General features: G+C 59.1%; 13 protein-coding genes. All 13 read left to right on the forward strand.

Features of this window, described 5'->3' with window-relative positions; genetic code table 11:
* The first annotated feature begins 173 nt into the window (after positions 1–173).
* Positions 174–569 carry a hypothetical protein gene (locus tag H567_RS0106595; RefSeq protein WP_153306074.1) on the forward strand — a complete coding sequence of 132 codons (396 nt, stop codon included), beginning with the start codon at positions 174–176 and terminating at the stop codon, positions 567–569.
* Between the two features lie 523 nt (positions 570–1,092).
* Positions 1,093–1,257: a hypothetical protein gene (locus H567_RS28410; protein WP_153306075.1), complete on the forward strand. Its 165-nt coding sequence runs from the start codon at positions 1,093–1,095 to the stop codon at positions 1,255–1,257.
* Between the two features lie 134 nt (positions 1,258–1,391).
* Positions 1,392–2,042 (forward strand): hypothetical protein, encoded by a 651-nt coding sequence (locus tag H567_RS0106610; RefSeq protein ID WP_028320805.1) that lies wholly within the window; start codon positions 1,392–1,394, stop codon positions 2,040–2,042.
* Positions 2,039–2,797, forward strand: a complete 759-nt coding sequence (locus H567_RS27000) for a DUF2764 family protein (RefSeq protein WP_051184547.1) — start codon at positions 2,039–2,041, stop codon at positions 2,795–2,797. Before H567_RS0106610 ends, H567_RS27000 begins: the two co-directional genes overlap by 4 nt.
* A 1-nt stretch (position 2,798) precedes the next feature.
* A complete protein-coding gene (locus H567_RS0106620) occupies positions 2,799–4,547 on the forward strand; it encodes a V-type ATP synthase subunit A (protein ID WP_028320806.1) in 1,749 nt (582 codons plus the stop codon).
* Positions 4,548–4,550: 3 nt separating this feature from the next.
* Positions 4,551–5,870 carry a V-type ATP synthase subunit B gene (locus tag H567_RS0106625; protein WP_028320807.1) on the forward strand — a complete coding sequence of 440 codons (1,320 nt, stop codon included), beginning with the start codon at positions 4,551–4,553 and terminating at the stop codon, positions 5,868–5,870.
* A 19-nt stretch (positions 5,871–5,889) separates the two neighbouring features.
* Complete coding sequence (locus H567_RS0106630) at positions 5,890–6,498, forward strand: V-type ATP synthase subunit D (RefSeq protein WP_028320808.1); 609 nt, start codon at positions 5,890–5,892, stop codon at positions 6,496–6,498.
* A 2-nt stretch (positions 6,499–6,500) separates the two neighbouring features.
* Entirely contained in the window at positions 6,501–8,279 is a 1,779-nt protein-coding gene (locus H567_RS0106635) for a V-type ATP synthase subunit I (RefSeq protein WP_028320809.1), read from the forward strand.
* Positions 8,280–8,298: 19 nt separating this feature from the next.
* On the forward strand, positions 8,299–8,739 hold the full coding sequence (locus H567_RS0106640) for an ATP synthase subunit C (protein WP_028320810.1): 441 nt from the start codon (positions 8,299–8,301) through the stop codon (positions 8,737–8,739).
* Between the two features lie 72 nt (positions 8,740–8,811).
* Positions 8,812–9,297, forward strand: coding sequence for a hypothetical protein (locus tag H567_RS0106645; protein ID WP_153306076.1), 486 nt, complete (start codon positions 8,812–8,814; stop codon positions 9,295–9,297).
* 112 nt (positions 9,298–9,409) lie between these two features.
* Positions 9,410–9,970, forward strand: a complete 561-nt coding sequence (locus H567_RS0106650) for a GAF domain-containing protein (protein ID WP_028320812.1) — start codon at positions 9,410–9,412, stop codon at positions 9,968–9,970.
* Between the two features lie 470 nt (positions 9,971–10,440).
* Positions 10,441–10,686, forward strand: a complete 246-nt coding sequence (locus tag H567_RS0106660; protein WP_028320813.1) for a calcium:cation antiporter family protein — start codon at positions 10,441–10,443, stop codon at positions 10,684–10,686.
* Between the two features lie 658 nt (positions 10,687–11,344).
* Positions 11,345–15,443 (forward strand): FG-GAP-like repeat-containing protein (locus H567_RS23440; RefSeq protein WP_035253545.1); only part of this gene is annotated, 4,099 nt, incomplete at its 3' end.

Raw genomic sequence — 15,443 nt, forward strand, 5'->3', positions numbered from 1 at the left:
GGGCCTCCCCGACCCCGAAGAAGAGCCATGCCGCATAAACCCGACCTCATAAGGCGCCCATTAGGATGAAGGCTTTGCTCCTCCCTTCACCGCACGTTTATTCGGGGGTCTACAATCGCGGAAAAAACGCATTTTCCTTTAAAACCCAGCAGATAAAGCATGTCAAATAGTGCTTGACAAGTATTTTGAAAGGTTTTAGAAATATCTTTATGTTAAAAGGAATTTTAAAATGCCGTTCCTGGATCATAATGCTTTTGCTGGCTGCACTTTGTTTGTCGTCGTCGGCCGCTCAGTTGCATGGGGATGGCGATTGGCGCGGCGGCGCATTCGATTCAGAAAACGTTCGGCTCACCTTCCTGCCCTCCAGCACTTTTTCCATCGCCCTCTCTTCCGAAGAGCGCACGCGTCTTTCCGGACCCGATTTTCTCCTGTCCGTACTTCATGGACGCGGTCAAACCGGCTTTGCCAGTGAAACCTATCCTTTTTATTTGGATGAAACCGCTGAGTGTGCCAAAAACACAGACATCCTGGTGATTTTCGTCCGAGCCCCTCCTTGCCTTTTCTCCTGAAACAGTCTTTTTAAAATCATTCAATCATAAATTTTACAAGTGCATTGACTTTCTTTCAGTGCAACATGCAGTAGTATCGGATTTTTGCGTCACACTTGATGCAGATTTGGCTGTCTTCTGTGCGTTGTATAACAGGTGATCGAATGAACAAAAAGGATTCGAATCCATTACAGACGACCGATGACAGGTCGCGACACGCAACCATACCGGATCATTCTCCTAAGACCTATACGATAAAGGAACAAAGCATTTTTGCAGTTAAACTGTTCTTCGTTGTCGCAGCCATCATCACATTGCTGTGGCTGATCGAGAAATACACGTAAGAAATAGAAAACATTTTGTTTTCACTTTTTTTTCGCTTGGACCTGTTTTCCCATGGGCTTGATCCCATGACGCCGCCTTCTGGAACGGCCTTGCACGCTTCTTAGTGTCGATCCGGAAAAGAATTTCCGGTGTAACGCAGTTTCCCATCCGGAAGAAAACATCCGGTGTAACGCAGTTTCCCATCCGAAAAGGAGGATTTTTGGCCAATATCAAGGCAATCAAGCGTTTGTGCGGAGGCGACCTGCAGGCCGCCGCACAAGCAAACGTGCAGATTGACGCCGAGATTGGCCAAAAAGACCCTTTCCGGATGGAAACTGTTCGGGAGGTCCATCCAAGACCCCCGGCAATCCAAAACACAGATTGAAGGAGAGGGTCCTTCACCGTTGACAACAGATCTCGGACGTCTTCAGGGTCTGCATCCCTAATCCATAACGAAGCAGGCTCCGAAACCGGGGACAACCTTTGCGGCGTCAGCCGAACAGAAGAGGACAGGTGGCCATGACGGACAACACATTGCAGGAACTTATAGAAACCCTGCGAAAACAGGGGGTGGAAAGCGGGCAGGAGGCCTCCAGAAAGATCGTGGAGGATGCGGAGAAGACAGCCGCCCAAATGCTCGCACGCGCCAGATCCGATGCGGAGGGGATCCTCGCCAGGGCTGCAGAGGACGCGGAGAGGCAACGGAGACAATTGCGCGCCTCCATGGAAATCGCGGCTACCCAGCTCATCAGCGATCTCAAGCACACCATCGAAGAGAACCTTCTCGCCTTCCCGGTGCAGAAGATGCTCGCCTCCGCCCTGGACGACACCGCATTCCTCAGGGAGCTCATCGCGACCTGCGTCCGGGAGTACGTGAAGCAGCCGGGCCGCGCCGAGATCGATGTCCTGGTGTCGAAAGAGCAGCATAACAAACTTGAATCGACTGCCCTCGGGTGGATCAAGACCCTGGCGAACAAGGATGCAGATCGGCTGGCCTTGAATCTGCAAAGCGGCGCGGTCTCCTTCGGCTTCATCATCGGAAAGCACGGCGAGGCCGTCAGGCTCGACTTTACGGACCAGGCGTTTCTGGAGCTGTTCCTCCGGTATCTTTCGCCCCGGTTCCGTGAATTTTTCAGAACCATTGAGACGAAAGACCTGGGAAACCGATGAAGTATTACTTTCTCGTTTCTTATCTTCCCGAACTCCACCCGGATGACAGGAAGCTGCGGGTCCGAATCGCCGATCTCCTGGACGAGATGGACCACTTCAGCGAGGAGGATCGGCGTCAGGTCGAGCTGGTCCTGCTGGCAGGCGACGTGCTGCAGATCGAACGGCTGCTCTCCGGCAAGGACGTGGAAGTATTCCCACAGCTCTTCGGTCGGGGGTTCTGGAAAGAGCAGATCCAATCCCCGAAGGAGGTCCCCGAGGATTTCGCCGAGGTCCTGGAAATGCTGCGCTTGGAAGGGCCTTCTCCAAAAAATCTCGATCTTTTATACGAAGCCTATTATGCGTATGCCATCGAGAGGGCATCCGGGGATTTTCTGCCTGCCTATCTGCGCTTCGAAAGGGATCTGCGCAATGTCATGGCGGCTGTTCGAGCCCGCAGAAAGGGGTTTGCACCCTCCGAGCACCTTGTCGGAGAAGGGGACGTGGTCGAAGCGCTCGAACGGAGCACGGCGGAGGATTTCGGGCTGGGTGCCGAGCACCCATGGATCGAGCGCCTGATCGCGGCTAAAGATCCGCAGGAGATGCAGGGGATCATGGAGCGGATCATCTGGGAAAAACTCGAGGAAATGACGGAGTCCCGGGATTTCGATTTCGACGTCATTCTCGCCTACCTATTGAAACTCCAGATCCTGGAAAAGGGCCTCGCTCTAAGCGAGGATCAGGGGATGGAGATCGTAAAGCAACTGGAGGAATTGTAACATGTCGTTTGCTACCGGAAGGGTCGTGGCGGGATACGGAAACATGATTGCCGCCTCTTTCGACACGAGTGTTCGCCAGAACGAGGTCGCGTACGTCATCTCGCAGGACGCCAGGCTCAAGAGCGAGGTCATCCGCGTTCGTGAGGGTGTTTGCTACATGCAGGTTTTCGAAGACACCCGAGGCGTGCGAGTGGGAGATCCGATCGAATACACCCGGGACCTTCTCGTCGCAGAACTCGGCCCGGGGCTGCTCGGGCAGATTTACGACGGGCTCCAGAACCCTCTCCCCGAATTGGCCCGAGAATGCGGCCTATTTCTGAAGCGTGGGGTGTACCTGCCCAGCCTCGACAGAACCCGAACGTGGACCTTCACACCCGTCGCCAAAGTCGGAGATACGCTGGCCGCCGGCGATGTCCTCGGAACCGTCCCCGAGGGCATCTTTACGCATAAGATCTTCGTCCCCTTCAACTTCATCGGCAAAGCGGAAGTCACCTATATTTCCGGCCAGGCCGACTGCACGGTAGACAACGTGGTCGCCCGTTTGAAGGATCCCGCCGGGGCGGTGCGCGAACTCACGCTGAAGCAGGAGTGGCCGATCAAAATCGCGCTGCGGCAGTACGAGGAGAGACTGCCCCCTGTCGAGCCGCTCGTGACAGGCTGCCGGATCATCGATACGTTCTATCCCGTCGCGAAGGGCGGAACGGCCTGCATCCCCGGCCCGTTCGGCTCAGGCAAGACGGTCCTGCAGCAGATTATTTCGCGCTATGCGGATGTCGACGTCATCATTGTCGCCGCCTGTGGAGAACGCGCCGGTGAGGTCGTCGAAACGCTCCGGGAATTTCCTCACTTGCCCGACCCGTACACGGGCAAAACGCTGATGGAAAGAACCATCATCATCTGCAACACCTCTTCCATGCCCGTAGCCGCCCGCGAGGCCTCCATCTACACCGCGATGACGCTCGGCGAGTACTACCGCCAGATGGGCCTGGACGTCCTGATCCTTGCGGATTCGACCTCCCGCTGGGCCCAGGCCCTGCGCGAGATGAGCGGCCGTCTGGAGGAGATCCCGGGAGAGGAAGCCTTCCCTGCCTACCTCCAATCCCGGATCGCCGATTTCTATGAACGCGCGGCGCTCGTCCGCCTCGCCGACGGTTCCCAGGGATCGGTCAGCGTCATTGGAACGGTGTCTCCCGCAGGTGGAAACTTCGAGGAGCCCGTCACGCAAGGAACCCTCGCCGTCGTGGGCGCCTTTCTGGGCCTCACATGGGCCAGGTCCAACGCCCGCCGCTTCCCGGCGATCGATCCGCTGATCTCATGGTCCAAGTACCTGGAACAGATGCGGCTCACCCTGGACAAAATGGACCCGGCCTGGATCCCCAAGGTCAGGGAGGCCCAGGAACTCATCCACAATGGGAACGAGATCAAGAAGCGTATGGACGTTGTCGGTGAAGAAGGGACGTCCCTGGGGGACTTCATCCTGTTCCTCAAGATGGAATTCCTCGACGGTGTCTACCTGCAGCAGAATGCGTTCGACACGGTCGATGCGTTCAACACCATGGAGCGGCAGGTTTATGTCTTTACCAAGGTCAACGAGGTCCTGAAGAAGGAAATCGAAGCAAAGGACAAAGAGGATGCGAGAAACCTCTTTTTCAAGTTGACCGCCCTTTTCAGAAACTGGAACTCCTCCGAATGGGAAAGCGTAAAATTCAAAGAGTTCGAGCAGGAGATCAATGCCTTCTTGGAGAGTTGAAACGTGAGAGAAATCATTACCAGGATTCGGGAAATCACGGGGAACATCGCCACGCTGAACGCCAGCGGCGTGAGCCTCGGAGAACTGGCTGTCATCGAATCCCCCGGGAAGAAGACCCTGGGTCAGGTCATCCGGATCTCCGGTGAAGCAGCGACCTTGCAGGTCTTCGGGGGGACCAAGGGGCTTTCGACGGATGACAAGGTCCTTTTTCTGGGGCATCCCATGCAAGTCCGCTACGGCGACTCCATGCTGGGGCGGATTTTCAGCGGCGGCGGCGTTCCCATCGACGGCGGGCCCGAACCGGTCGAGGAGGAGATCCCCATCGGCGGACCTTCCTTCAACCCGGCCAACCGGATCATCCCGACCCAGATGATCCGGACGAACATCCCCATGATCGATGTATTCAACTCCCTGGTGGTGAGCCAGAAGCTGCCGATCTTCAGCATCCCCGGGGAGCCCTACAATCAGCTTCTGGCCCGGGTCGGGATGCAGGCGGAAGCCGATGTCATCATCCTGGGGGGCATGGGGCTCAAGTTCGACGATTTTACCTTCTTCAGGCGCACCTTCGAGGAGAGCGGCGTCATGAACCGTGTGATCATGTTCATCCACCTCGCCTCGGACCCCGTCGTGGAATGCCTGCTCGTGCCCGACATGGCCCTGGCCGCAGCCGAGCGGTTTGCGGAGGCGGGAAGGCGCGTCCTGGTCCTTTTGACGGACATGACGAACTTTGCGGACTCGCTCAAGGAGATCTCCATCTCGATGGAGCAGATCCCGAGCAACCGCGGCTACCCGGGCGATCTCTACTCGCAGCTGGCCTCCCGCTACGAAAAGGCGGTGGACATGGAGGGGCTCGGCGACATCACGATCCTGGCCGTCACCACCATGCCCGGGGACGACGTGACCCACCCCGTTCCGGACAACACGGGCTATATCACGGAGGGGCAGTTCTATCTCCACAACGGCGTCATCGATCCGTTCGGTTCGCTGAGCCGCCTGAAGCAGAACGTCGTTTCGAAGGTGACCCGGGAAGACCACAACGACATCATGAACACCATGATCCGGCTCTACTCCGATTCCCGCGAATCGCGGAACAAGATCGCGATGGGGTTCAAGCTCTCCAGATGGGACGAGACGCTTCTGGCCTACGGCAAGGATTTCGAAACCGAACTGATGGACCTCAACGTCAATATACCGATCGAACAGGCCCTGGACCTTTGCTGGGAGATCCTCGGGAGGCATTTCGAACCGGTGCAGACCGGTTTGAAGGACCAGCTCATCCAGAAGCACTGGCGGGCCGCGGTAAACGTGGAGAAGGCCGCCTGACGGCGGGGATCGAGGGACCATGGCGGAGAAACTCAAATACAATAAGACCGCGCTCAAGGCCCAGCGCGACGCGATGGCGAAGTATCGGAAATTCCTGCCCATCCTCCAGTTGAAGAAGATGCAGCTGCAGATCGTCATCCGGCAGATGGAGCCGGTGATCGAAGAAAAGCGGAGGATGCTCAGGGAGACAGCCGACCGCGTCTCGGCCTGGAGCCGCTACTTCACCGACCCTTCGGTGGACATCGGGGATTTTCTCGACATCGAGGAGATCGTCATCCACAGGGACAACATCGCCGGCGTGGATGTTCCCGAGTTCCAGGCAGTGGTGTTCAAAGAACGGCCGTATTCGTTGTTCGCAACCCCCTTCTGGCTGGATACCGCCATCCAGGTCATGCGGCACCTGGCCACCCTTCGGGAAGAGCTTCGCCTCCTTCTCGAGAAAGAGCGGCTCATCCAGGATGAACTGCGGATCACGACGCAGCGGTGCAACCTCTTCGAAAAGAAGCTGATCCCTGAACTGAAAGAGAACATCCGGCGAATCAAGATCTTCCTAGGCGACGAAGAGACCGCCGCCGTGGGGCGGGCCAAGCTCGCCAAGGAGAAGATCCAGCAGAACGAGGCGCGTTAGACATGATCGTTTCCATGCGAAAGATGACCTTCATCGGCGTTGAGGCGGATAAAGAGCGGTTTCTGGCGCGTCTGCAGGAGGTCGGCATCGTGCATCTCCTTCACCCGAAGGAGGCGGCCGAACCCCAGGACCTCGTCAAGACCCTCGCCCGGATCACTGAAACCAGAAAAATCCTCAGTTCAAAGGGCATGAACCATCCCCCCGGCGAGCCGGGCGAGCCCCTCTCAGGGCAGGCCGTTTGCCAGCAGCGCGAAGCCTTGGCCCAAAGAGAAACCCTTCTCCAGGGAGAAATCGCCGCGCTGAAAAAGGAATGGTCGATTCAGGAGGTCTGGGGTGACTTCGACCTCCAGCAGCTCGAGGCCCTGCGCGACAGAGGGCTGCACCTGCAGTTCTTCCGTGTTTCCCAGAAGGTGTTCGAAACCCTGCCCCTGAAAGGCATCCATCACCGGGTTGCAGGGATCAGCCGCGGAGAAGTCTGCTTCGTGACGGCCTCTCTCGAACCGGTCGCTTTGCCTGTACCCGAGGAAAAGATCCCTTCCAAGACCGTTTCCACCATCCGGAAGGAATTGGACGCTAGAACCGCTGAACTCGAGCGTATCGAAGCGGAATACCGCCGCCTGGCCGCGCACCTGGAGACGTTGAAGAGGACGGAGGCGGAGCTTGCCGATCTGCTGGAGTACCAGCGCGCCGTGCTGAATGCCGGAAGTGCGCTCGACGGCAGTCTCTTCAGCGTCACCTGCTGGTCGCCGCTTCCCGAGGCCGAGCTCATCGCAAAAATCGGGCCGTCCTTCGCTCTCCATTATTTCAGCGAAAAACCCTCCGAAAGCGAACAGGTGCCTGTCCTGCTCAGCAACAAACCCGCCTTCGACTCCGGTGAAGATCTGGTAAAGGTTTACTCATACCCGAGTTACCAGGATTTCGACCCGAGCGGATTCGTCTTGTACTGCTTTGCGGTCTTTTTCGGCATGATCATCGGGGATGCAGGCTATGGGCTCTCGCTTCTGGCAGTCACCTTTCTGCTGCAGCGGAAGTTCAAGAGTTCGTCCCCCTTTGCGGTCCGTTTTTTCCGGTTGATGTATTTGTTGAGCGCCTCGGTGACCGTTTACGGCGTGATCAGCGCCGGCTACTTCGGGCTGCAGATCGACAAGGAAAATCCGCTTTGGAATCTTTGCCTTCTGGATGTGAGCACGAAGGAAGGGCAGAACAACGCCATGATCCTTTCGATCATCATCGGCATGATTCACATCTCACTCTCTCACCTCATTCAGTTCAAGAATACCCGTGCCTACGCCTCCCTTGGCTGGATCATCACCATCTGGGCGGGGTATTTCCTGGTGAGCGGTAAGATGTCGGGCGCCCCTGACAACCCGGCCGCAACCTACGGGACGATCATCGGGCTGGTGATCGTCTTCATCTTCTCGTCCAGGAGCAGGAATCCGATCTTCCGGATCCTGGAAGGATTGAACGGGCTCTTGGGCATCGTACAGGTTTTTTCGGACGTCCTCTCTTACCTGCGTCTGTTCGCCTTGGGCATTGCAACCGTCTACATGGCCCAGACGTTCAACACGCTGGCCAAGGGCATCGTCGAGGGTGTGCCTTATGCCGGCTGGGTGCTCGCCACTCTCGTCCTCATCGCGGGGCATTCCGTGAATCTGCTCCTCGGTGTGATGGGCGGGGTCATCCACGGGCTCAGGCTCAATTTCCTCGAGTGGTACCGGTGGTGCTTCACGGGAGATGGTTTGATCTATAAACCTTTTTGTCTGAGAAAGACACAACACTAGAAAATGGGAGACAGTCAAGATGGACATTAACACGATGTTGGGGTATGTGGGTTGCGCCTGCGCAATAGGGATACCGGCCTTGGGAAGTTCGATCGGCTGCGGCATTGCCGGTGCCGCTTCCCACGGAGTCATGGCCAAAGTGGAGGAAGGGCATGGCAAGTTCATCGGCATGTCCGCCGCCCCTTCTTCCCAGACGATTTACGGCGTGGTTCTCATGTTCGTCCTCCTGGGCAAGATCAATGCCGCCGCCGGCCTCGCCCTGCTTGGTATCGGGCTGTTCTGCGGAATAGGGATCTGCATCTCGGCGATCTATCAAGGGAAGGTGGCTGCCACCGGCATCCTGGCCTCGTCCAAAAAGCCTGAGGTCTTCGGAAAATGTTTTGCCGCCGTTGGAATTGTTGAAAGCTTTGCCCTGTTCGCCATGGTTTTCGGCTTGATCATCGCCACATCCATCGGATGAAGCCCTTTAGGGCGCGGAGGGTCTCAAGGGTCCATCCGATTCATGAACCTTTTTGCGGGCAGAGGGAAGCGCATGGCTGATAAACAGAAGATTCTCCTTACCTTTACCTTCACCGAAAAAGACGAGAAGGCCCTGGCATTCGTGCTGCGGACCTTCACCGACCGGGAGGGGGTCTCGATCACGATTTTCAGTTCGTACCCCCCCCTCCCCAGCGAAGCCCCGGATTTTTCAAAGGCCCTGGGATCCTGGCCGGCGGCTATCGGGGAGGCGATTGTGCGGAACGGGATTGCGAAACAGATCCAGGAATATGAACACCGTCTGATGGAAATCGAGCAACGTCTCGTCGAAGCGGGTTTCAGGAAGGATTCGATCGATCATATATTCAGGGAAAGCAGCCGGGACGAGGCGGAGGAAATCATCGAAACCGTCAGAGAAGGCAATTATAACGTCATCGTACTGGCCTTCCGGCCAGGCCACGTGTGGCGGATCTTCGCCAAGAACGTCTATCAGGCCGTCATGGAGTCCTTGAGGGGCGTCGCCATTTGTATCATTACTTAAACAAGATACGTCAATCGCTTTCCGGTGAACCTTGCTCCGTTGCGGCTTCGATTCTCACGCTGAAACGTTTGAAGAGCTCATTGACCGATGATTCATTTTGGGGTGAAGGACAATGCCTGAAGACAAAATCACCATAGATGCCTTTAAGATCATTACCCGGGCCATCGCAGGAGAATGGAGCAACCTCAAAGTGATGGTCCATCATATGGCTCAACTGCTCGTCGGAGCCCTCGATATCAAGGCCTGCTCGGTGCTCCTGCTCAACAGGGAATCGAACGAATTGGAGAGGGCTGCAAGCTTTGGATTGAGCCTGACATTCCTCGGGAAAGGCCCTGTCTCGGCAGAAAAAAGCGTTGCAGCCACCATGAAAGGGGAAACCATCGTCATCCGCGACGTCCACCGGGGCAGCCAGCTTCAGTATCCCGATGAGACGCTGAAGGAGGGGATCGGAGCCGTCGTGTCCGTTCCCATTCCCTATCTAAACGAGATCATCGGGATCCTTCGGATGTATCAAAGACAGGCATGGGACATTTCGGAGCGGGATGTGGACTCGCTGCGCGTCCTGGCAGGCCTCATGGGGGTCGCCATCATGCACACCCGCTATCTCAACGGCCTCCAAGCCATCGGCGGAGTTCTTCGCGAATATCCCCGGGAGTGGATATCGCCGCGCTGAGTCTGTCGTTTCGGGAGGCTCGAGTTCAAACCCGTTCATGCTCTCCGCCTCATCGAACGCTGTTCGGCATCCGCTATCTGTGGGCGAGCATCCTTTCGGTACTCCCGCTGGAGGTACAACCCTGGATCACCCGAAGGACCTTTGGCGTATCGGCACGATCCGGAACGGCGGGGTGCCTCGCAGCAAAGATTCGGCTGGCCGCGCAACGCTCAGCAGCCTGCTGTAATGTTCACCTGGAGATGACACAGGCTGTTTATCGGGGCCTCTTCCCGGTATGCTTCCGGCTGCATGAGTTTTTTCTCTCTGCTCACCGCCTCGAAATCGAAGCTTGGCATCGGATATGTGGTGGGCCGTTTCTGTCTACTGTTCCATGGATACCTCTGTACAGGTGATGACTTGATCAAGATGCATTTGATCCTATGCCTGAAGGCAGGAACCCCCTTTCAGCACCCTCAGCCGGGATAGGCAGCATGGCCTTGGTCATGATTTTCATCGGGTTGGCTGCGTTGACACTCGGCGCGGAAGTGCTGGTGCGGGGAGCGAGCGGGATGGCCCGCGCGATCGGATTGCCGCCGCTCGTCATCGGTCTGACCGTCGTGGCTTACGGCACGAGCGCACCTGAGTTCGCCGTCAGCCTGAAAGCCGGGCTGACCGGCCAGGCGGACATCACGTCAGTTCGGCGAGGCTCTGCTTCATCCTGCCCGCCACCTTGTTAGGGCTCGGTCTATCAGCGGCTCATGCCGTTTTCGATCGAAACAGATCGCTGTAATCCGGTTTCTTTTCTCCTTCACCTTTTCAGACCCGACCCCTTCATCGGACTCTCCGAACGAGTGGAATCCAGATCACCGACCCGTCCGGTGTATAGATTGAAGCTTCTTCTATCCCTCAGATCCTGCGAAGCCTATTTTTCGGAATAGGCATTCAGACCTGCTGTCGCGTTCCGCCAACCGTGCCCTCATAAACATGCACCCATGCATCGGATACGATGCGATATTCCTACGCAACACCCTCTTTCACGTCTCGAGCCACGGAGAAGAGTTTTTTAAGCATCGTTTCCAAGATTTGGCAATGTTTACTCACCCTATTATAATAACAGCACTTTTCTACATTGACCCTCCAAGCGAGGCATCCCCTTCGTCCTGTTTTCGCCCAGTCGGCACAAATCTTGATGGTGTCCTTGACCGATCGCCAGCAAAGACCTTGAACCTCTAACCGGACTCGCCCCCCGTGCCATCATGAAGGCCACAGAGTCTGAAAGCAGGCACCCCGTTCCCCTGGGGCCTGCGGCCTTCCCGAGGGGGTTGGATCGTGAACCGGCTGTTGCACGGCGCTGGGCGCAGACACCCAGCTGCGTGGGTATTGGGATGGATGCTGATGGTGACAACGATTCCGGGGGTTGAAACAAGCTACGGCAAGACCGGCGCGGGCAGCGATGCAGGGATGGCTGGAGCCGGATGCGAGGCAGGACGGCTCGCAGCCGCCTCCAGCGCCTCGATATCCCCGCTCAAAGAAGACCTGCCGGGTCCGGAGGCGATGCTCGAACAGCGCTCAGCATCTCTCAAACCCACTCCCGAACCCCCGGAACCCCCTCAGGATGATCCTCAGCGGAGCAGCCCGGCCGAACCGATGCCCTCCGATCAGGACACGAGCGGCGCCCTTGGGGTGCTGCTCCCGGGAAACCCCTCTTTCGGCGGGTCGGCCGCCTGCGCCATCCCGATCCTCGTCCCGCCCGGACGGTGCGCCCTCTCGCCTGAACTCGCCCTCGCCTATGACAGCTCCCGCGCAAACGGCTGGCTCGGCGTCGGCTGGGCGCTCGACCTCGGCGCCGTCCAGCGCTCGACCAGACACGGCCTCGACTACCGCTCCGATGACTTCGTCGCCACGATCAGGGGAGCCGCCTCCGAACTCGTACGAAGGCCCGCATGGGGCCAGGGATACTACGGCGAACGGATCGAGGGGGCCTTCTCGAAGTTCTACCGCAATCCCTCTTCCGGAGGCTGGGAGGTCCTCTCGCGGGAGGGGCTGAGGTACTTCTACGGATCGAGCGCCGCCTCCAGGCAGGAAGGCTCCGACGGCATCTTCAAGTGGTGCCTCGACCGGGTCGAGGACCCCAACGGGAACTTCATGACGGTCAGCTACCGCAAGGACCAGGGGGAGATCTACCCCCACCGGGTGGATTACACCGGGAACCGCACTCTGGCCCCATCGAACCGTGTCGAGTTCGCGACCGAAGACCGCCCGGACAAGCCCCTTTCCTATCCGGGGCATGACAAGGCCGTGACCGCTCAGCGCTTAAAGAGCATCGATGTTTATGCCGGCAGCCGGCTGGTCCGTCGCTATGTCCTCGCCTACGAGCAGGGCCGCGCCACGGGCCGCTCCCGGCTCCTTTCCATCACCCAGTACGGCACCGACGGCAAGACGGCGCTCCCCCCGGCCGCCTTCGGCTGGCAGGAAGGCGGCACCGGCTGGGATGAGGGCGGGAGCTTGAACGATTTCGGGTTCGCGGCTTATCCCCACACCGGTCTGTACATGGGCTGGGAGTACGGCGTCCACATCAACTATTATGACCGCCACCCCGTCATGACGGGGGATTTCAACGGGGACGGCCGGACCGACATCGGACGGCTGACCTGCACCGGGGCGATCTTCTATGTCCGTACGCCGGAAGGAGGCTGGAAGAAGACCCAGGAGATCGTCGACGAGCGGATCGGAAACTGCACCCTGATCGAAGGCGCCCAGTGGTCCGTGATCACCGGGGATTTCAACGGGGATGGCCGGACCGACATCGGACGGGTCCATGACACGGGGGTCCGGATCTATGTCGCCGCAGCGGGCGATGCCTGGCACCGGATGCCCGATCTGGCCGATTTCGGGGCCGGGGCCTATCCCTGCTGGTCCTGCTATCCGATCTTCACCGGGGATTTCGACGGCGACGGGCGGACCGACATCGCCCGGGCGGGAGGCAGCGGGATCAGGGTCTACCGCTCGAAGGGAGACGGACAGTGGGCCTCCTTCGCCTCGATCGAAGGGGATCTGAGCACCGGACAGGGTTACACCGACTCGAGCCTCTACCCGATGCTGATCGGGGATTTCAACGGGGACGGCCGGACCGACATCGGACGGGTCCATTCCTCGGGGATGCGGGTCTACTTCTCGGACCCGGCGACGGGATGGCGCCGGATGCCGGACGTCTCCGAGTTCGGGCGCGATGTGGGATACGTGAACGCCGGTCAGTACCCGGTCTTCATCGGGGACTTCAACGGGGATGGCAAGAGCGATGTCGGCCGCGTCCACACCCGCGGGGTCGGGGTTGTGCTTTCCAAAGGCGACGGGCAGTGGGAGCGCGTCTCAGATATCAACGGCGACCTCGGTCTCGACCAGGGATACACCGGCACGGGGACCCATCCGATGGTCTTAGGCGATTTCAACGGGGATGGCAAAATCGACATCGGCCGGGCCGGGGACCAGCAGATCCGCTTGTACCGCTTCCAAGGCGTCAAGGGCTGGGCCGCCCTCGAACCCCTCGCCCGGTTCACCAAGGGCCAGGGCTACACCAGCACGATGAAGTACCCGATCCTCACCGGGGACTTCGACGGGGATGCCAAGACGGACATCGCCCGTATCGACGAGCAGCAGACAGGCTTCTCTTTGTCCAAAGGCCCCTTCCCCGACCTGCTGGCCGAGATGAAAGGCAACCTCGGTGGAGGGGCCCAGATCACCTATGCGCCCTCCTCCCACTACGCCAACACCCTCCTCCCATTCCGGGTCTACACCGTTTCGAGCATCACGACCGATGACGGGCTCGGCGGCCGTTCGACCTCCGGCTACACCTACGCCGGGGGGTATTTCGATGCCGCCGAACGGGAGTTTCGCGGCTTCGGGTATGTCCGGAGGCAAGACCCGGACGGCAGCACGCACGAGACCTGGACCCATCAGGACCGGCACCTGAAAGGCCGCCCCTACTGCCAGGTACATCGCGGGCCCGATGGCGGACCCATCCTGGCCGAGGAGCATTCCACCTGGGAAAAGCCCTTTGTGGACCCGGGCGAAACCAGCGTCCATGCGCGCCTCTCATGGAAGCAGACCTGCTCCTATGACTATGAAGGCGGCAAGACCCATGCGGTCTCTACCGAGCAGGGGCACTCCTACGATGAAACAAACGGCCATCTCGTCTGCACCTGGCAAAGGGCGACCGGCACCCCCACCCTAGCCCGGATGTGGACCTACCAGAACCTCGGCGGGTGGCTCTGGCGCCTTGCGGAGGAAACCCTCTTCGAGGGGCGGGCGGCAGGGAAGGATTACGACTGGATCCCCGTCCGGAAAAAACGCTGCGGTTACGCCGCCGGCACGGGCAACCGCCTCTGGGAGGAGCCGTGGCTCGAGGGTGGTCAGAGCCCCCGCACCACCTTTGGCTATGACGCCTGCGGGAACCTGACCCGGGTGACCGACCCCCTGGGCCGCAGCACGCACACGGCCTATGACACCGAGACCTGCACCTTCCCCGTCAAGCTCACCTATCCGCGGACGCAAACCATCGATCACGTGGTCGAGAAGGGCTACGATCCCCGCTTCGGCTCCCTTTTGTGGGAAAAGGATGAAAACGGAGGCATCATCCAGTATGCCTACGACCCGCTCGGCCGCCTCGTGCAAACCGCTTATCCGGATGGAGGAATCACCTGGTCGAGCTACGGATTCGAAAGCCTTCCGCGATACACCGCCACGGCCCGCCTACAGGACAGCGAAGGGAGCGTACAGGCCGAATATGTCTATGTCGATGGTCTCGGCCGCCCCATCCAGACCATCAGCTTCGGTGAAGAAGGAAAGCCTGTCATCGCCTACCGCCATTACGATGCGATGGGCCGGGAGGATCTGACGGCCGGCCCCTATTTCCTCGAAGCGGGCAAGGCCCCCGCCCGCTACCCCTATCGGCAGACGGTCTACGACGAGTGCGGACGCCCGCTCTGGGTCATCGGCCCGGACGGCGAACACGGCCAGATCGCCACGGCGTACACCTATCAGGGCCTTTCCACAACCGTGTGGGGGCCTGACGGCACCGCGAAGACGATCCTAAAAGACGCCCTCGGACGCGCCATCCAGGTCATCGAACAGGCCGAAAAGAGCTCTCTTTATACCCGCTACACCTACAACGCGGCCGGCGACCTGTTGAAGGTCGTCGATCACGAGGGCAAGGAGACGCAGATCGTCTACGACACCCTGGGCCGAAAGACCGCCATGCAGGACCCTGATATGGGTGCGTGGCGATACGCCTATGACCCGAGCGGAAACCTCACCGCCCAGACCGACGCCCGCGGGTTGACCACCCGCTTCGGCTACGACGCCCTCAACCGGCTGGTCCTCAAGGCCTATTCGAACGGGGAGCCGTCGATCACCTTTACCTATGACGACACGTCGATCCCGAACGGACGCGGGAGGCTGCGAAAAGCGGCCCGGGGGGCCGTCAGCACCCGCTACG

The sequence above is a fragment of the Desulfatiglans anilini DSM 4660 genome (assembly GCF_000422285.1).
Lineage (GTDB): Bacteria > Desulfobacterota > DSM-4660 > Desulfatiglandales > Desulfatiglandaceae > Desulfatiglans > Desulfatiglans anilini.